Source organism: Saccharomonospora glauca K62 (assembly GCF_000243395.2).
GTDB lineage: Bacteria > Actinomycetota > Actinomycetes > Mycobacteriales > Pseudonocardiaceae > Saccharomonospora > Saccharomonospora glauca.
The window spans coordinates 1536058-1553520 of sequence record NZ_CM001484.1 but is presented as its reverse complement, the minus strand read 5'-3'; the positions used below and the strand labels follow the sequence as shown (position 1 = coordinate 1553520).

Sequence of the window (17463 nt, the reverse complement as noted above, 5' to 3'; positions counted from 1 at the left end):
GCTGTTCCCGTCCTCTCCCGGCCCATGCCGTCTCGCTGGCGAAAGCTATCCGCAGTATCCATCGTCGTGATCGTGCTGTCATCTCTCTCACGCGACGATGTGACGAGGTCGGAGCCGAAAAAAGAGAGGACGTTTCCCCATGGGTCTGGAACGCTGGCGGCCATGAACGCCCCTGACGGCGCCGCTGCGTCCGGCTGGATCACCACTCCCATCACGGCGGCTTTCGTGCGCGGTGCGCTGGAGCTGGAACCGACCGAACGCGGGCTGTTACCTCATCGGCTGCCCGCCCGTGCCCGTGCGCAGTGCCCCGACCGGCAACTGCACCTGGCGGAGAGCCAGCCCTCGGGGGTACGTCTGGTGTTGCGGACCCGCGCCACCACGATCGAGTTGGACACCCTTCCCACCAAGATCGGCTTTCGAGGTGCGCCGCGTCGCCCGGACGGGACGTACGACCTGCTCGTGGACGGTCGAGCGGCCGGGCGGGCGAGCGCGCCGGGCGGGGACGTGCTGACCCTCGACCCCGGCACGGGAAGCGCCGAGCCCCGCCCCGGCTCGGTGGTCACCGTGCGCTTCACCGACCTGCCCGATCGCGCCAAGGACGTGGAGATCTGGTTGCCACACAACGAGATCACCCGCCTGGTCGCCCTGCGCACCGACGCTCCCGTGGAACCCGCGCCGAGCGTGGACCGCAGGGTCTGGCTGCATCACGGCAGCTCGATCAGCCAAGGATCCAACGCCGCGAGCCCCAGCACGACCTGGCCCGCGCTCGCCGCCTCGCTCGGCGGCGTGGAGCTGGTCAACCTCGGGCTCAGTGGGAGTGCCCTGCTCGACCCGTTCACCGCCCGCGTTCTGCGCGACACCCCGGCCGACCTGATCAGCCTCAAGCTCGGCATCAACGTGGTGGGCGGCGACGTGATGCGGCTGCGGGCGTTCACCGCGGCGGTGCACGGTTTCCTCGACACCGTCCGCGACGGGCATCCCACCACGCCGCTGCTGGTCGTCTCCCCGATCTACTGCCCCATCCACGAGGACACTCCGGGGCCGGGCGATTTCGACGTCGCCGCCCTGCGCGCGGGAACGCTGCGGTTCCGCGCCACGGGCGACCCGACGGAACGCGCGGCGGGCAAACTCACATTGAACGTCGTCCGCGACGAGCTGGCCCGCATCGTGGCGCAGCGCGCAGCCGACGATCCCCACCTGCACTATCTCGACGGCCGCGACCTCTACGGCGAGTCGGACTTCGCCGAACTGCCGCTGCCCGACGCGCTTCACCCGGATGCCGCGGCGCACCGCCGTATCGGCGAGCGATTCGCCGCGCTGGCCTTCGGACCGGACGGGCCGTTCGCCGAGCGGGGGTGAAGGTGGGGACCGGCACGACACGGTCAGTCCCCTCCAGTGCGACCACACCGCCGGTTTCCCGCCGGGCACGCAGGCGATCCCGAACGCGTTCGGCCGGGTCAGGGCCCCTGTCTCGAACTCGTCGTTCGAGTGGCCCCACAGCGTGTTTCCGTCCTCAAAGGTCACTCGCAACTCACCGGAAATCCGGAACTTCCGCGCATCAGCGTTCGAATATCGCCCCCATCCGGAGACCCCTGACCGGACACGATTGATGCGGACCGGTCGCTACACCGCCGAGCAACTGCTCAACTACACGGCTGTCGATCTCACCAGTAGCGGAGAGGAAGAAGCGATGAGGGAGCGCGACGAATTCAACTTCTCAGTCAACATTCAGCTGTCCGAAGCATCCATTAACTACGTACGCCGCAATCTCGTTTCCCTCAGCCGTGAACAATACGAACGGAAGGTCTCGACATGACCTCCGGTAACCGCCCCAGTCTTTTCGTCACCCTCGACGGCATGGCAGGTGCGGGCAAAACCACCACTGTCCGCCTTCTTGGTCCCTATCTTCGCAACCTGGGCTACCACGTCCATACCACAGCGGAGCCGACAAGAATGCGCTGGGAACGTTGGCTCGACAGCACGTCGATCTATACCGGAAAGAAACGCTTGCGTGCCTGATCGCGGCCGACCGGTATCACCACTTGGAGACAGAAATCAAACCTCGCCTCCGAGAAGGAGCAGTCGTCGTATGCGACCGGTACCTCGCCTCTTCCTACGCATTGCAACAGTTGGACGGTGTACCTCTTGGGTTCGTCGATGCTCTGAACAGCCGAGCCAGGCGCCCCGATCTAGCTGTGCTACTCATCGCGGACCCAGCCGTGGCCGCTTCCCGCATCGCCACCCGAGGCGCACATGACAGGTTTCAAAGCGGAATCAGCGCTAGTGAAGCGGAAGCCAAGATGTACCGGACCGCGGCATCCTATCTGTCTCGGCTCGGAACACCTGCCGTCCTGACCATCGACACCACGAGCCAGAGGCCTCACCAGGTCATGGAGAAGATCGCACAGCGAATCGCGGAGTTCGGTCAAAACTCCCGTGATCAGAGGGCCACCGCGTAAGCTGCCGTCAGCCGGGGCACCATTCCCTCGGTGTCCCGGACCGACGACGGATCCCTAACGCGAGGACGGACCGTGCCCGACCGCCATCTCATCGATGTTCATGTTCTGCTGCTTCGTGGCACTGAACTGCTACTCACCAAGCGTCGAGGTGGGGCGTTCGATGGCAGGTGGCATCTCCCCTCCGGCAAACTCGACACGGGCGAGGACGTGCTCACCGCCGCTGCCCGTGAGGCCGAAGAAGAGGTCGGCGTTCTGATCGATCCCGACGACTTCACCCATGTTCACACCATCCACGTCAACGGTTCGGGTCCCGAACCTCGCCTGGGCCCGTTCTTCGCCACGACCACCTGGATTGGTGAGCCGTTCAACCGCGAGCCGGAAAAGTGCTCCGATCTCGGCTGGTTCGACCTGAATCATCTGCCTGACGACCTCATCGAGTACCCGGCCGCCGGTATCGCGGCCTACCGCCGTGGGACCCCCTTCTCGGTGCTCGGTTGGAGCGAGCGGACACGCCCAGCCACTCTCAACGTCTGATCTCGGCGACAGCCGCATGCTTCACGGAGATCAACTTCGACACCCCACTCGGGGGCCGGGCTTTCCGTTCCGGCCGACATCACCTCGCGGTGCTTGGCCTTCCGCCCAAAGACGTGTCACGATGCCGGCCAAGGACGACTTCCGGGGGAAAGCCATGCGATACACGACGACGGTGGCGATCGACGCGGCTCCGCAACGGGTGTGGGAGGTCCTCAGCGCCGTGGAGTCGTGGCCCACGTGGACGCCCACCGTCACCACGGCACGCAGACTGGACGAGGGACCGTTGCGGGTCGGCAGCAGGACCGAGTTGCACCAGCCGAAACAACCTTCTCGCGTGTGGACGGTGACGGAGCTGGTGCCGGGAGAGTTCTTCGCCTGGACGAGCGGCCCGCGCTTGCTGCGGCTGGACGCGGGGCACCGGCTCCGAGCGGACGACGAGGGCACCGTCGTGACGCTCGACTTCGCCGTCCGAGGAGCCTTGGCCTTCTTCGCCCGTCCCCTCGCGGGCACCATCCGGGAATTCGTGGACACCGAGGCGCGCTCGCTGAAGGCCCACTGCGAACACGACTCGGGCGTCTGATCCCTCACGCGGTGTCCTCGGCGGCAGGCCACCGGCAGCCGAGGCGTTCGGTCAGCTCCGTCAGCGCCGACCCCAGCGCGCGGTCGACCCGGACCAGAGCGTGAGCATCGCCGCGGGTCTCCCCCTTGTTGATGATCAACACGGGTTTGCCCGCCCCGGCGGCTTGCCGGACGAACCGCAGCCCGGACATGACGGCCAGGGAGGAGCCGAGCACGAGCACGGCGTTCGCGGCATCGATCAGCCGCCTGCACTCCTCGACCCGCGACCGCGGCACGCTGTCACCGAAGAACACCACGTCCGGCTTCAACACCCCGGTTCCGCACGCCGAACACGACACCACTCGGAAATCACGCACGACGTGTTCGGGCACCTCCACGTCGCCGTCGGGGTTGATGCGGGTCACCTCGGCGCGAAAGCCGGGGTTCGCCTCCGTCAGCCGCTGTTCGAGCACCCAGCGGGAGCTGACCCGGCCGCAGTCCAGGCACACCACCCGGCCGAGGTTGCCGTGCAGTTCGATCACGTCCTCGGCGCCCGCCGCCTGATGCAGTCCGTCGACGTTCTGCGTGATCACTCCGGTGAGGTAGCCGCCGTGTTGCAGTGCCGCCACCGCCTCGTGGCCGGCGTTGGGACGGGCTCGGGAAAAGGCGGCCCAGCCGAGATGGCTGCGAGCCCAGTACCGGCGCCTGTTCTCCTCGCTGCCGACGAACTCCTGGTGGGTCATCGGCAGGTGCCGGCGAAGGGTCCCGTCGACGCCGCGGTAGTCGGGGATGCCGGATTCGGTCGACAGTCCCGCTCCGCTCAGCACGACGACGCCGCCTTCGCCGACCACTCGCACGATCTCGGTCAGCTCCGTGGTGCGGGGAGCTGTCACGCCGGACGGTGTCCAACTCAGGGTCGGTCTCATCCGCATTCTTCCAGGGTACGGACGCAAGGCCACGAAAACCCGCCGCGCAGCTCCGCCCCACCGGCTCGTCCTGTTGCTGCCATTCGCCTTGAACCTCGAGGCGACGCGGGGCAGTATGCGGTGACCGCCCCTCGCCGAGAGTGGGGAACCACGGGCCGCGCCGCCGGATCACTGGGGAGGACAGCGTGTTCGGCTTCTTCAAGCGCTCCCGCGCGAACACACCGCGAAGGGCACCGAATTCGGCCCCGGACACGCGGAGCACACCACCCGGAACACCGCGATGGCCGCTGGAACTCTGGCGCCGCCCCGACCTGCGTGCGGACGACCCCGAGTACGTCGCCGCGTGCCTGACCCCGACCTTTCCGGAGGAACCCGAGACCCGCGTCCTCAACGACGGATACGCCCTGAACCGGATCATCGAAGTCGCGAAGTTCGACGGCTCGACCTCCCCGGAGATGGCGGAGGTGGTCACCGAGCTCCTCGCCGATCCCCGCTACACCGACTTGGACGCCCTGTACAGCTGGTTGGTGCCCGTGTATCGGGGCACGAAGCGGGAGCTGGAACTGATAGGGCAGGGGCTGCGGAGCTGCCCGCGCAAGTACGCGCTGCTCGATCTCGCCGGCACCGCCATGCTGAGACGCGGTCGCAGCGCGGAGGCCCTCTACTACTGGGCACACGCCGTGGCGAACGCCGAGTCGGTCGGCAAAGGTCCGCAGGCAAGCGCCTACACCTTCCTGATCGCGGTCGCCAACACGACGGGACGACGCAACGCCGCCAAAGTCTTCCGGGCGCGGGCGAATCAGGACGACCGGCCGGAAATGGTCCTCGACGACGAGCACACATACCTGGTCGAGAAGGTTTTCCGGCAGCCGACGAAGGCCATGAGGCAGGTGCTCGACACGCTGGCGCAACGGATCTCCGGGTGAGGGTACGTCCTCGGCCCGGCCGGTGGGGCCGAGACAACGCGTTTCCCCCGGTTCGCAGTGGGTAAGCGGATCAGGTGGTGGAGCCGAACGCGTGGTGGGACGTGGTGGCCGACATCGTCGGTGAGACGCACAGGGCGTCCGGGCCGGATCTCGGCCGTGTGGCCGACCACGCGATGCGTCGCCTGGGGATGGCCGCTGAGCTCTATCTCGCCGACCACGGACAACGCGTCCTCACCCCCATCACCGCCGAGGGCCGCGCTCCGATAGCGATCGAGGGCACTCTCGCGGGCCGCGCGTTCCAACTCCAGGAACCCACCTGGGCTCCCACTCGTGGTCCCGCCACGGAGTTGTGGGTGCCGATGGTCGACGGGACGGAGCGGATCGGGGCGGTGCGTTTCGGGTTGCCCGACGACCTGAGCCCGTGGGACGTGGAGGTCCGGGAGCGGTGCATCGCGCTCGCGGACCTGTTGGGGCACATCGTCGCCTCGAAGTTCGCCTACGGCGACGCCCTGCACGTCGCGCGTCGGACGACGCCCTTCACCCCGGACGCGGAGTTGCTGTGGCAGTTGCTGCCGCCGCTGACCTTCGCGTCCGAGGACATCATGATCAGTGTGGTTCTCGAACCGTACCAGCGGGTCGGCGGTGACGCGTTCGACTACGCGGTGGACGAGCGGAACGCGTTCTGCGCGCTGTTCGACAGCGTGGGCCACGACATGCAGTCGGGGCTGACCACGGCGGTCGCGCTCGCCGCGATCCGCAACGCACGGCGCGGCGGGGTGCGGGACTTGGGTGAGCTGGCCGGAACGGCGGACCGGCTGATCATCGAGAACCGGCCGGTGGGTACCCGGTACGTGACCGCGATCCTCAGTTGGCTCGACCTCGGCACGGGCGAGCTGACGTATGTGCTGGCGGGGCATCCTCCACCGCTGCTTCTGCGGGCCAACTCGGCGGTGAAACAGTTGCGGGTCCGTCCCAGGATTCCGCTCGGGATCTCCGACCGTCCCATCGCGGCGGCGACGGGGCGGGAGCACCTCGAACCGGGGGATCGCCTGCTGTTCTTCACCGACGGCATCGTGGAGTCCCGCGACGACGAGGGGCGTCCGTTCGGCTTCCAACGGCTGGTGGAGTTCATCGAACGGGACTCGGCCGCCAACCTCGCCGCACCCGAGACCCTGCGCCGGGTGATGCACGCGGTGCTCGACTACCAGTGGGGCCGGATCGACGACGACGCGACGTTGATGATGATCGACTGGCGTCCGCCCACGGAGACGCTTCCCCCGGAGACCTCGGCGCCCCGGCACGACACCTGATCGACGTTTCACCTCCCGAGGCGGGTTGTCCGGGACCGCTGACCACCCCACTGAAGCGCGGACCGGTCAGCGGAACAATCCTCACCCCTCGACGGGCGATCGACATCCAAACACGCTACGATGAGCCGCGACATCACAGCTTCTGTTCCACTGAGGGGAACATCGACTTCGTGCCGACGCGACTTCCTACCGAGAACAGCGGCACCGAGACAGCCGGGCGGGTCGCCGACGTCCTCCTGTTGTTCGTCGACGGCGACCAGTATCTCGGGGTCACCGCCATCAGCCGCGCCCTGGGCCTGTCCAAGGCCGTCGTCTACCGCATCCTGCAGTCCCTGGTCTCCCGTGAGTTGCTCGCCACCGACCCCGGCGTCTCCGGCTACCGACTCGGTCCGGCGGCGGTGGCGCTCGGGGCGAGCGCGCTGCGCCGCTACGACGCCCGCGTGGCCGCCGCTCCCGTGCTCCGCAGATTGTGCGAGGAGACCGGGGAGACCACGACCCTGTCCGGGCTCGTGGGCAACGAGCGCGTGTATCTGCAACAGTTCGAAAGTCCGCGCGAGATCAAGATGACCGTGGACATCGGGCGGCGCTTCCCCCTGCACGCGGGGTCGTCCGGCAAGGTCATCCTGGCCTGTCTTCCCGAGGATCGCCGCGACGCCGTCCTGGCCGGCGAACTCCCCGCGCTCACCGACCGCACCATCACCTCGCACGACGAGCTCCGTGAGCAGCTCGCGCAGATCGCGAGGGAGGGCGTCGCCGTGTCGCTCGGGGAGCGGCAGAGCGGGGCGGGCTCGGTGGCGGCGCCGTTGTTCGGCCCCGACGGCGAGATCCACGGCGCCATCAGCATCTGCGGTCCGGAGTACCGGTTCACCCCGGACCTGATCGAGCGGTATCGCACGCTGATCCGCGACGCGGCGAAGGAGATCCAACAGCATTGGGGCTGGCTGCGGAAGTCGTGACCGGCCCCGTGGGAAGCGTCGGGTCCGCTCGGGGGCACCGCGACGGCCGGTGCCCCCGACCTCAGCGTCACCGGCCGCGACGCACGTAGCGGCCCACCGGGTCGCCGACCACCTTGCCATCGGCGAACACGTGGTGGCCCCGCACGAAGGTGTCAGTGACCTTCGCCGTCATCTCGAACCCCTCGAACGGCGAGTACTCCTGGGTCGACTCCGACTCCGCCGCCCGCACGGTCCACCGCGCCTCCGGGTCGACCAGCGCGATGTCGGCGTCGTAGCCCTCGGCGATGGTGCCCTTGCGGCGAAGGCCGTAACGCTGGGCGGGGTTCCACGCCGTCAACTGCGCGATGCGTTGCAGTGACAGGCCCCGCTTGGTGCCCTCCCCGACCAAGCCGGGAAGGAGGTACTCGGCGCCGCCGAATCCCGACTTGGCGAGGAACACGTCCTCGCGGTCGGCGCCGAACTTCAGCTCGTCCCGGCAGCAGGCGTGGTCGCTGACGATCCAGTCGACCTCACCGGCCAGCACGTGCCGCCACAACGCCTCCACGTCGTCGCGTTCCCGCAACGGCGGGTTCACCTTGCCACCGATGCCGCTGGCGGTGTCCACATCGGCCAGCAGGTGTCCGATGGTGACCTCGCGCCGGAAGTCCACCTGCGGGAACGTCAACTGCATCCGCAGCGCCGCATCGAGTGCCTTCTCCGACGACAGGTGGAGCAGGTTGATGTTCGGCAGTCCCGTCTCGTGGGCCAGATAGGACGCGATGGTGACGGCGAGGCCCTCGGAGTGCGGGGGTCGGGAGGCGCTGTAGGCGCGGAGGCCGGACAGGGAGTCGTCCCGCTCGACGAGTTTCGTGTACGCCGTCATGATCTCGGCGGTCTCGCAGTGCAGCGACAGCGACACGTACGGCGCGTACTCGGTGAGCACCTCACGCGCCCGCTGCACGCCGCGCATGACGAACTCGAAGTGCGCGAGGTCGTAGCGCTCGTCCGGCGGGATCATGAGGAAGTCGCTCTGGCTGGACGACCGCCCGTGCAGGCCGTGGCTGCCGTAGAACATGAAGATCTTGAACGACGTGACGCCGTGTTCCTCGATGAGGTACGGGATCTCGTCGATGTGCCGGGCCATCATCGGCGCGAGGTGGAAGGCGTAGTCCACGTGGGCGTTGCCATCGGTGGCGGACAGCACCTCCGGGAAGAACTCGCGGTAGGAGCCGCCCTTGTTCAGGTAGTACTGTCCGGTGCGCATGTAGGTCAGCGCGGTCGTGACACCGCCCTGCGCCGAGGCGCGGCTCTCGGTGCGCGCGTCGGTGGACAGCTCGTTGTAGATGCCCCAGTGCTGGTGCGCGTCGACGACGCCGGGGAATGCCAGCAATCCACGGCCGTCGACCACCTTCGCCGCGTCGGCGCGATCGAGGTTCGGGGCGATGCGCGCGATCACACCGTCGTTGACGGCGATGTCGGTGAGCTGGGGTTCGGTGCCCTCCGGGGCATCCGGACGCACCACCCGCACGTTGGTGATCAGTAGTTCCGTCGTGGCCATGCTCTTACTCCTCACTCGTGCGTTCTCACCTTGCTCGCCACGTGATCGGCGGCCAGGTATGCCAGCCCGAAGGCGGGCAGTAGTCCGTTGCCCGGCAGATAGCCCGCGGCGCCGTGGCCGGAGATCCCGGCCGCCGCTCCCCCCGCCGCGTAGAGACCGGGGATCGGCCGGTCGTCGAGGTCCACCACGGCGGCGTGCTCGTCGACGAGCAGTCCGCCCTGGGTGTGGAAGAGAGCGGGCACCACCCGCACCGCCGCGAACGGCGGCCGCAGTGGTCGTTCCCAGTGAGTGCGCCCGAACTCATCGTCACGCTCGCCCCGCGCCGCCTCCGCGGACCGTCGCAACTCGGCGGCCAGGGCGTCGGCCGGGACCTCCAGCGCCGCGGCGAGAGCGGCGACGTCGTCGGCCCACACGAGCGCGCCGGAGGACACGGTGTCGCGGTAGTCCTGAAACGGCAGGCACTGCCGGTGGATGGTCTCGTCGAGCACGATCCATCCGGTGGCTCCGGGGCGAGCGGCGAGTTCGGCGGCGTATTCCGAATAACCTCGGGTCTCGTCGCCGAAGCGGCGGCCGGTGCGGTCGACCAGCACCCCGCCGTGGATGATCGTCGCCCAGCCCACGAGCGTGCCCGCGACGGGTGAGACGGCACCGTGTCCCTGGTAGGCGTCGAGGAATCCCGTCGCCGCCCCCAGTTCGGTGCCGATGCGCAGAGCGTCGCCCAGCGACTGGTCGCTGCCCTGGTAGTGCGCGTCGGCGATCTCGGGCAGATGGCGGGCGACGAGGTCGCGGTTCGCGCCGAAACCGTTGGTGGCCAGCAGCACGGCCCCGGTGGGGATCTCCTCCTCGACGCCGTCCGGGTAGCGCACCACGCCCGCGCGCACCGCCCCGGTGTCGTCGGTGCGCACCGCCACCAGCTTCGCGGGGGTGAGCAGGTCGATGTTCGGGTGCTGGTCGACCTCGCGCACCAGGTGGTCCACCACGCGCGAGCCGTGGCGGCCGGGAATCGAGTGGCAGCGCGGCACGGCGTGACCGGGATAGTTGAAGTCGGTCACCAGCGACAGTGGCAGGCCCACCGAGTCGGCCAGCCACTCCACCAGCGGCGCGCTCACCTCGGCGAGGGTGCGGGCCAGCCGCGCGTCGGCTTGGCGGGAGGTCTTGGCCATGATGTCGGCGACGAAGCGCTCGGGTGAGTCGTCGATGCCCGCCTCGGCCTGCCAGCGCGACCCCGCGCCGGGAAACATGGCCGTGGACATCGAGGTGTTGTTGCCTCGCCGGAAGTGCGGACTGGCCTCGACCACGACCACGGAGAGTCCCCGTTCGGCGGCGCGCAGGGCCCCGGCGAGCCCTCCTCCGGCGCCCGCGACGAGCAGGTCCGGACCTACGAAGCCGCTCATCGGTGACTCCCGTGCTCGACGGTCAGCAGGCGCAAGGCCAGGGCCGTGGGGTCCACGACTCGCGCGGGCAGTGCACCGGGCTCGACGTCGACGGCCGAGCACCCGTTGAGCACGGCATCGGCGCCGGATCGTGCGAGGCCGCCCACCGCTCGTGCGAGCGCGGCGTTCCACGCCGCCGTGTCCGCGATAGCCTCGAACGGCAGGTCGAGCACGGCGATCCCGGCAACGTAGTCGCCGAGCCCGTAGTTCTTCAAGCGTTTCTCCAGTTCCGTGGCGATGGCCTCGTTCCGCACGACCGCCCCGAACCGCTCCCCCGACGCCGCGAGGTGTCCGGCGGCGAGCTTCAGCAGCCCGTGCACGCGCGGTCGGCCGGAGGAGGCCCGGTCGGGCACGCCGGGGTCGAGCACGCAGTCGGGGAACACGACGTCGTAGCTCTCGTCGGCCTCGGCCAGGGTCGCGGCGACCTCGCGTTCCGACGCCCGCACGTCCTCGGTGGCGTCGAGTGCGGGTGGTGCCGCGGGTCCGACGTCGCGCAGCTCGATCCGCAGGCCGGGCGGCGCGAGGCGGTCGTAGCGGGCTTGGCGTCGAGCGATCTCGGACTCCGGCAGATGAATCGGCGTCACCGCGAGGGCACGCACTCGGGCACCTCCTCGTCTCCGGCGAGCGCGCGTAACGCCTCGCCGGTCCGTGGCAGTGCGGGCAGGTCGTGGGCCAGCCGCACCGCGTGTTCCGGGACTGGGGACCGTTCGGGAAGCCACGCCGCGAGCAGCGCCACGACGTCGTCCTCGGTCAGCGGGTGGTGGTCGGCGTCGCCGATCGGGTTCGGCACCTCGACGGTGTGGCTGGTGCCGTCGGCGTAACGCGCGGTGACCCGAACGGCCCGTTCGTCGGGCAGGCGTGCGGTCAAGTCGTCGGCGGCCACGACGCGCACGCGGCGGGCCAATGCCCGCACCCGTTCGTCGGTCAGGGCTTCCGGCGCGTACGCCGCCGGGCCGACCTCGCCGGTGAGTGCCGCGACCGCCACGACGAAGGGGATGGAGAACATCGCCGAGAGGCGGTTGTCCCACTCGGTTCTCGCCAGTCCGGCGCCGAGGACGTGGATCTCCACCCGGACGTCGTGGATCTCGCCGTGGGCGCGGAGTTGGAGTACGGCGTCGGCGGCGGGGTGGGTGAACGAGCAGGAGGCGTGTCGTTTCAGGTAGCCGCGGGTGAGCTGCCACGTCTCGGCGAGGTCGGCGGTCAGCTCGTCGGCGTCGAACTCGCCGAGTAGTGTGCCCAGCGACAGTGCGGCCGTGCCGGTGTTGCGGGCGACGCCGGCCGCGGCCAGGCGTGCGGCGGCGAGTCCGGAGGTGTTGGACGCGCCGATCCAGGCGTCGCGCACCACGTTGCCGTCGAGGGCGGAGTCGAAGTGCCCGGCGATCGGCATTCCGGCGGCCGTGTCGATGGCCGCGGCGCACTCGCGTGGCCCGAGTCCGAGCAGCCGGGCACAGCCCGCCGCCGCCCCGGTGACACCCCAGCTTCCGTGCGGGTGCGCACCGGGGGCGAGCCGGGTGGCGCGTCCGAAGCGGGCCGCGACCTCGTAAGCGGCCAGCAGTGCGGCCGCGGTGTCGGCGCCGCTGCTGTCGCGTTGGGCCGCCAGGGCGAGCACCGCCGGGAAGCCGTGCGCGGCGGGGTGTCCCTTGGCGTACTTGTTGCCCTCGTCGAGTTCCAGGGACACGAGGGCGGTCGCGTTGAGCCAGGCGGCGGCGTCCACCGTCGTGCAGCGGCCCGCGCCGACGAGCGGGGCCGGTCCCGGTGGCGGGTCCCAGGCGGCGCGGAGCGCGCGATGCTCGTCGAGTGCCGCGCCGAGCGCGGTGACGCCGACGGTGTCGAGCAACACGAGTCCGAGCCGCTCCAGCACGGCGTCGTCGACCTCTCGAACGTCGAGTGTGGACACCCAGTGTCCGAGTCGTTCCGTCGCCTCCCGCGCCCACGCGGGTGCGTTCTCCCCCGTCATAGCCCCAGGTATGCCTTTCGGACTCGGCTGTCCTCGGACAGTTGCCTTCCCGTGCCCTCCAGCACCGTCGCGCCGCTTTCCAGGACGTAGGCGCGATCGGCGATCCCGAGGGCCTGCCGGGCGTTTTGTTCCACCAGCAGCACCGACACCCCGGTGTCGCGAATGCGTCGGACGGCGTCCAACATGTGCCAGGTCAACTTCGGTGACAGTCCCGTGGAGGGTTCGTCGAGCAAGAGCAATTTCGGCGCGGCCATGAGCGCTCGCCCGATGGCCAGCATCTGCTGTTGTCCGCCGCTGAAGGTCTGTGCGATCTGGTTCCGTCGTTCGGCCAGCACGGGGAAAAGGTCGAAGACCTCACGCATGCGGGCCTCGATCTCCCCCGCCGGGCGGGTCCAGGCGCCCATCCGCAGGTTCTCCTCGACGGTGAGCGTGCCGAACAGGGCCCGGTCCTCGGGGACGTGCACGAGACCGTCCCGGACGAGTTGGTCGGACCGGCGTCCCGCGACGGAAGTGCCGTTGAAGATCAGCCGCCCCGACATCGGGCGCAGTTGCCCGCAGATGGTGCGCAAGGTCGTGGTCTTGCCCGCGCCGTTCGCACCGACCAGTGCCACGATCTCGCCCTCGCCGAGGTGCAAGTCGATCTCGTGCAGGATGCGCATCCGGCCATATCCGGCGCACACCTTCTCAAGCGTCAGCATGCGTGGGCTCCTCACCGAGATAGGCGTCGATGACACGGGGATCGCTGGTGACGTCCTCGGGTGAGCCGGTGGTCAGCACGCGGCCCTGGTCGAGCACGAGCACGCGGTCGGACAAGCGCATCACCGCGGCCATGATGTGTTCGATGAACAGCAGCGTCACGCCGTCGCGTTCCCGCAGCAGGCCCAACAGCTCCAGCACCGGCTCGCGTTCGGAGGGCACCAGTCCGGCGAGGACTCAGTCGTTTCAGGCCCGCCGTGGGCAGTTCGGTGGCGAGCCGGTGGGCCCACGGTCCGAGTCCGACGCGGTCGACGACCTCGGCGGCCCACTCGCGCAGTCGCCGGCGTGACGTCCGGCGGTGCTGCGCGGCGAGCGCGACGTTGTCCACCACGGTCATGCTGGCGAACGGCCGCATGAGCTGGAACGTGCGCACCAGTCCGGCACGGGCGATGCGGTCGGGCGAGTGTCCCGTGATGTCGCGGCCGTCGAACACCACGTGCCCGGTGTCGGGTCGCAGTGCCCCGCAGATCACGTTGAACAACGTCGTCTTTCCCGCGCCGTTGGGGCCGATGATGCCGAGGACCTCGCCCCGTTCCACCGAAATGTCCACATCGGACAAGGCGCGCAGGCCGCGGAAGGAGATTCCGGCTCCCGCGATGTCGAGAATGGTCATCGGCGCCTCCTCGCGAGCAGTGTTCCGACGATGCCCTTGGGCAGGAACCGGACGATGAGGATCAGCAGCACCGCGTACAGCATCACGTCGAGTCCGCTACGGCCCTGGAGGAAGGACAGGAACTCGGGCGGGGTGCGCAGCAGGGTCGCGGTGACGTCGCTCAACGAGCCGACGATGATCGCTCCGACCACCGGGCCCCAGATCGTTCCGATGCCGCCGATCACCACGGGCACGATGGCCTCGATAGACACCGCCGAGCCGAACGCCAGCTCGGGGTTGATGAACAGGTAGTACTGCGTGTAGAAGGCCCCGGCCACGGCGGTGATGGCCGCCGACAGCGCCACCGTGACGAGTTTGCACCGCATCACGGGGGTGCCCAGCGAGGCGGCCGCGAGTTCGTCGTCCCGGACGGCGGTGACATAGCGGCCGGTGCGGGAGTGCAGGAAGACGATGCTGACGGCCACCGCGGCACCGGCCAACACCAGCGCGACCCAGAAGTAGGCGGGCGAGTCCGCGGGGAACTGCAGCAGCCACAGCGACGACTCCTGGATCAGCGGCACCTGGTAGCCCATGGCCGCGTTGACGACGTCGCTGCTGGTGGCGATCAGTCGCAGCATCTCGGCGAACGCGAACGTCGCCAACGCGAAGTAGGCGCCCTGGAGCTTGTAACGGAAGGAGAAGTAGCCGATGACCACGGCCACGAACGCCGCGACCGCCATGCCGGCGAGCATGCCCACCCACGGTGAGGCACCGTGCTCCACGAGCAGGTACGCGCTGGTGTACGCGCCGAGTCCGAAGTAGGCGGCATGGCCGAAGCTGAACATCCCGCCGAAACCGCTCATGATGTTCCAGCCGACCGCCATGATGAGGAAGATCAGGATGCGGACCGCCACGGCGCCCAGTGCCGGGGGCAGCAGCAGGGGCAGTGGGATCGCCACGACCACCAGCACGGCCAGCACGGCGAGGTGCCGGTACTCCGGGCGCAGTGGCGGGGTCTTCGTCGAGCCGCCCGGTGGGGCGTCCGACCGTGTCGTCGCGGTGACACTCGTGGTCATGCGCGCCTCCCGAACAGTCCCTGCGGCCGGAGGAACAGCACCACGACGAACACCACGAACACCCCGAGCAGGGAGCTCTGTCCGCCGAGGTAGATGGTGGTGAGCTGTTCGACCAGCCCGATCAACAAGCCGCCGACGAGCGCGCCCACGACGTTGCCCATGCCGCCGAGGACCACCACAACAAACGCCGTGATGTTGAACTGCGCGCCCAGGGTCGGGGTGATGGACAGCAGTGGCGCCGCCAGGACCGCCGCGGCTCCGGCGCAGGCGGTGCCGATGGCGAAGGTCAGCGTGTGGACGCGGCGCACGTTGATGCCGACGAGTTCGGCGCCCGTGCCGTTGGCGGCGACGGCGCGGATGGCGGTGCCGAACGACGTGCGCTGCAGCAGCCAGTACAGCAGCGCGCCCAGCAGCAGTGCTCCCAGGAACGCGTAGAGCCTGCCGCCGGAGATCACGGCCCCGAACAGCGACACGCTGCCTTCGGCCGGAAGCGCGATGCTCTTGGGCTCGGCGCCGAAGAAGAACAGCAGCCCGTTTTCCAGCAACAGCGACAAACCCAACGTGATGAGGAGTTGGTTCTCCAGCGAGCCCCCGCCCGAGCCCGACAACAGCGTGCGATGCACGATGGCGCCGAGGGCGAACAACGCGGGAACCGCGACGAGCAACGCCAGGTAGGGGTGCGCCCCCGTGGCCCGCACGAGTCCGAACGCGAGGAACATCGCGACCGCCAGCAACGCGCCGTGGGCGAAGTTCACGATGTCGAGGACCCCGAAGATGAGCGTGAGTCCCATGGCGATCAGGCCGTAGAGTCCGCCCATGAGCAGTCCGGTGACCACCGACTGCCACACCACGAGTCCGCTGCCCGAGCGCATCAGTGCGAACGCGATCGCCGCGATCACCACGAGCCCGACGACACCGGCTCGCCGCACCGTCGCCGCGGTGCCGTCCGAGGTCTTCTCGCGCGGGCGGGTCTGCGCCCGTGTGGTCTCCGTCGCCTCGGTCATCACCACGCCACCTCGTATCGCGGTTCGGTTTCGGCCTTCTCCGGCGGGTAGACCTGGGTCACGCGGCCGTCGCGCACCTGCGTCAGCACCGGTACGGCGTTGCGGTTGTCCCCGCGCTCGTCGAACCGGATCGGGCCGTCGCTGACCGTCAGCGGGTCCACTTGGGACTCGGCGATGGCGTCGCGCACCTTGGCCGGGTCGGTGCTGCCCGCCTTCTCGACCGCCTCGGCGATCACCTGCACGGCGTCGTAGGCGAGCACCGCGCCCGTGCGCATGGGGGCGCCGTAGCGGCGCTGGTACTCCTCGCGGAGCGCGCGGGTCTTCGGGTTGTTCGCGTCGTAGTGGTAGTTCGTGTTGAAGTACAGCTCGCTGTTCGCGCCCATGTCGGTGACGAACGTGGGTTGGTCGAACGCGCCGTTCGACACGCCCCACACCGCGTCGAGGTCCGGTTTCACCGAGGCGATCGCTCGGGCGATCAGCAGGCTGTCGCCGTAGTAGCCCGCGACGGCGAGCACGTCGGCGCCCGAGGCCTTCACCTGGGTCACCTGGGCGGTGAAGTCGGAGGCGGTGGTGGCGTCGTAGCTGATGACCGGGCCCACCTCGATGCCCCGCTCGCGGGCCGCCGCGGTGAACGCCTCGGCCGCCGCGGTGCCGAAGTCGGTCTGTTCGTGCAGAAACGCCACCTTCTCGACGGGTTTGCCGTGCTCACGCGAGACCTCGTCGAGGTAGCGCGCCGCCGATGTGGCGATGGCCGTGCTTCCCGGCTGCACCCGGAACGAGTACCGGTAGCCGTGGTCGAAGATCTCGTCCGCGGCGGTGACGTCCATGACGAACGGCACCTCGTTGCGTTCGGCCACGACCGCGACATTGGTGCTCACCGCGCTCTGGTAGGTGCCGACGAGGCCGACCGCGCCCTCGGAGATCAGGCGCTGCGCCTCGCTCTGCCCGACCTGGACCTTGCCCTGGGTGTCGCCGGTGACGAGTTCGACCTCGCGGCCGCCCAGCGACGCGATCCCCCCGCCGGCGTTGATGGCTTCGACCGCGAGCTCGGCTCCACGGCGCATCTGCAATCCGTCGACGGCGTAGGAGCCGCTGACCGGATGCAAGGCGCCGATCTTGACCGGGCCCTCGTCCCTGGCGCCGGCCGCACCGGCCGCTCCGGACGGTGCCGAACCGCCACATCCTGCCGTCGCGAACAACGCGCACGCCCCGAGCACGGCGAGAAGTCTGCGAGCCTTCATCGGACCTCGCTTGCGTTTCTCTCGGAGGAACAGTGGTGAAGTGATGAGCCATCGTGACATCCGCCGCACCGGCAGTCAACAACTCCAGCGCACTTGACTCATTGGCCGGAACAGTGGGAACTTGATGACCAGCGCCGAGGAGATCACGGAAACATGCTGTTTATCCGTGTTCCCCTCGCCGAAACAAAGGAGAAAGGC

19 protein-coding genes and 2 pseudogenes are annotated in these 17463 nt (G+C 69.2%); 9 read left to right on the top strand and 12 right to left on the bottom strand.

Annotated elements, in window-relative coordinates; translation table 11 throughout:
- Positions 1–162 precede the first annotated feature (162 nt).
- Positions 163–1359 (top strand): GDSL-type esterase/lipase family protein, encoded by a 1197-nt coding sequence (locus SACGLDRAFT_RS07480; protein ID WP_005463225.1) that lies wholly within the window; start codon positions 163–165, stop codon positions 1357–1359.
- 99 nt (positions 1360–1458) lie between these two features.
- Here the strand turns inward: SACGLDRAFT_RS07480 and SACGLDRAFT_RS23075 are convergent.
- Positions 1459–1524 (bottom strand): annotated as a pseudogene (locus tag SACGLDRAFT_RS23075) (hypothetical protein); the annotation flags it as partial.
- A gap of 85 nt (positions 1525–1609) precedes the next feature.
- Here SACGLDRAFT_RS23075 and SACGLDRAFT_RS23070 point away from each other — a divergent pair.
- From SACGLDRAFT_RS23070 to SACGLDRAFT_RS07470, 5 genes are all read left to right on the top strand, one after another.
- Positions 1610–1816 (top strand): hypothetical protein, encoded by a 207-nt coding sequence (locus tag SACGLDRAFT_RS23070; RefSeq protein WP_005463223.1) that lies wholly within the window; start codon positions 1610–1612, stop codon positions 1814–1816.
- Entirely contained in the window at positions 1813–2019 is a 207-nt protein-coding gene (locus SACGLDRAFT_RS22270) for a hypothetical protein (RefSeq protein ID WP_157608777.1), read from the top strand. The genes SACGLDRAFT_RS23070 and SACGLDRAFT_RS22270 overlap by 4 nt, the downstream gene beginning before the upstream one ends.
- The gene (locus tag SACGLDRAFT_RS23065; protein ID WP_157608775.1) at positions 1968–2459 is read left to right on the top strand and encodes a dTMP kinase; all 492 of its coding nucleotides are present in this window, start codon (positions 1968–1970) and stop codon (positions 2457–2459) included. Before SACGLDRAFT_RS22270 ends, SACGLDRAFT_RS23065 begins: the two co-directional genes overlap by 52 nt.
- Before the next feature lie 72 nt (positions 2460–2531).
- On the top strand, positions 2532–2993 hold the full coding sequence (locus SACGLDRAFT_RS07475) for an NUDIX domain-containing protein (protein ID WP_005463221.1): 462 nt from the start codon (positions 2532–2534) through the stop codon (positions 2991–2993).
- 121 nt (positions 2994–3114) lie between these two features.
- A complete protein-coding gene (locus SACGLDRAFT_RS07470) occupies positions 3115–3573 on the top strand; it encodes an SRPBCC family protein (protein WP_005463219.1) in 459 nt (152 codons plus the stop codon).
- 4 nt (positions 3574–3577) lie between these two features.
- Here the strand turns inward: SACGLDRAFT_RS07470 and SACGLDRAFT_RS07465 are convergent, their stop codons facing one another.
- Complete coding sequence (locus SACGLDRAFT_RS07465; RefSeq protein WP_005463217.1) at positions 3578–4477, bottom strand: NAD-dependent protein deacetylase; 900 nt, start codon at positions 4475–4477, stop codon at positions 3578–3580.
- 185 nt (positions 4478–4662) lie between these two features.
- On the opposite strand from SACGLDRAFT_RS07465, the gene SACGLDRAFT_RS07460 reads away from it, so the two are divergent.
- The 3 genes from SACGLDRAFT_RS07460 to SACGLDRAFT_RS07450 all read left to right on the top strand — a co-directional run bounded on the left by SACGLDRAFT_RS07460 (position 4663) and on the right by SACGLDRAFT_RS07450 (position 7669).
- A complete protein-coding gene (locus tag SACGLDRAFT_RS07460) occupies positions 4663–5403 on the top strand; it encodes a hypothetical protein (protein ID WP_005463215.1) in 741 nt (246 codons plus the stop codon).
- 74 nt (positions 5404–5477) lie between these two features.
- Positions 5478–6713 carry a PP2C family protein-serine/threonine phosphatase gene (locus tag SACGLDRAFT_RS07455; RefSeq protein ID WP_232284096.1) on the top strand — a complete coding sequence of 412 codons (1236 nt, stop codon included), beginning with the start codon at positions 5478–5480 and terminating at the stop codon, positions 6711–6713.
- Between the two features lie 170 nt (positions 6714–6883).
- Positions 6884–7669 carry an IclR family transcriptional regulator gene (locus tag SACGLDRAFT_RS07450; protein ID WP_005463211.1) on the top strand — a complete coding sequence of 262 codons (786 nt, stop codon included), beginning with the start codon at positions 6884–6886 and terminating at the stop codon, positions 7667–7669.
- Positions 7670–7736: 67 nt separating this feature from the next.
- Here SACGLDRAFT_RS07450 and SACGLDRAFT_RS07445 read toward each other — a convergent pair whose 3' ends face one another.
- From SACGLDRAFT_RS07445 to SACGLDRAFT_RS07405, 10 genes and pseudogenes are all read right to left on the bottom strand, one after another.
- Positions 7737–9206 carry a dihydroorotase gene (locus SACGLDRAFT_RS07445; protein ID WP_005463210.1) on the bottom strand — a complete coding sequence of 490 codons (1470 nt, stop codon included), beginning with the start codon at positions 9204–9206 and terminating at the stop codon, positions 7737–7739.
- 11 nt (positions 9207–9217) lie between these two features.
- Positions 9218–10600, bottom strand: a complete 1383-nt coding sequence (locus tag SACGLDRAFT_RS07440) for an FAD-dependent oxidoreductase (RefSeq protein ID WP_005463208.1) — start codon at positions 10598–10600, stop codon at positions 9218–9220.
- The gene (locus SACGLDRAFT_RS07435) at positions 10597–11238 is read right to left on the bottom strand and encodes an aspartate/glutamate racemase family protein (protein WP_005463206.1); all 642 of its coding nucleotides are present in this window, start codon (positions 11236–11238) and stop codon (positions 10597–10599) included. Before SACGLDRAFT_RS07435 ends, SACGLDRAFT_RS07440 begins: the two co-directional genes overlap by 4 nt.
- A complete protein-coding gene (locus SACGLDRAFT_RS22915) occupies positions 11220–12596 on the bottom strand; it encodes an MmgE/PrpD family protein (RefSeq protein ID WP_005463196.1) in 1377 nt (458 codons plus the stop codon). Before SACGLDRAFT_RS22915 ends, SACGLDRAFT_RS07435 begins: the two co-directional genes overlap by 19 nt.
- Positions 12593–13294 (bottom strand): ABC transporter ATP-binding protein, encoded by a 702-nt coding sequence (locus tag SACGLDRAFT_RS07425; RefSeq protein ID WP_005463194.1) that lies wholly within the window; start codon positions 13292–13294, stop codon positions 12593–12595. Before SACGLDRAFT_RS07425 ends, SACGLDRAFT_RS22915 begins: the two co-directional genes overlap by 4 nt.
- A complete protein-coding gene (locus SACGLDRAFT_RS22670) occupies positions 13281–13514 on the bottom strand; it encodes an ABC transporter ATP-binding protein C-terminal domain-containing protein (RefSeq protein ID WP_232284094.1) in 234 nt (77 codons plus the stop codon). The genes SACGLDRAFT_RS07425 and SACGLDRAFT_RS22670 overlap by 14 nt, the downstream gene beginning before the upstream one ends.
- Positions 13515–13620: 106 nt before the next feature.
- Positions 13621–13965: pseudogene (locus SACGLDRAFT_RS22665) on the bottom strand (ATP-binding cassette domain-containing protein); the annotation flags it as partial.
- Entirely contained in the window at positions 13962–15020 is a 1059-nt protein-coding gene (locus SACGLDRAFT_RS07415; protein WP_005463192.1) for a branched-chain amino acid ABC transporter permease, read from the bottom strand. The gene SACGLDRAFT_RS07415 and the pseudogene SACGLDRAFT_RS22665, both read right to left, overlap by 4 nt.
- A complete protein-coding gene (locus tag SACGLDRAFT_RS07410; RefSeq protein WP_005463191.1) occupies positions 15017–16024 on the bottom strand; it encodes a branched-chain amino acid ABC transporter permease in 1008 nt (335 codons plus the stop codon). The genes SACGLDRAFT_RS07415 and SACGLDRAFT_RS07410 overlap by 4 nt, the downstream gene beginning before the upstream one ends.
- Positions 16024–17265, bottom strand: coding sequence for an ABC transporter substrate-binding protein (locus SACGLDRAFT_RS07405; RefSeq protein WP_005463190.1), 1242 nt, complete (start codon positions 17263–17265; stop codon positions 16024–16026). The genes SACGLDRAFT_RS07410 and SACGLDRAFT_RS07405 overlap by 1 nt, the downstream gene beginning before the upstream one ends.
- Between the last annotated feature and the right edge of the window lie 198 nt (positions 17266–17463).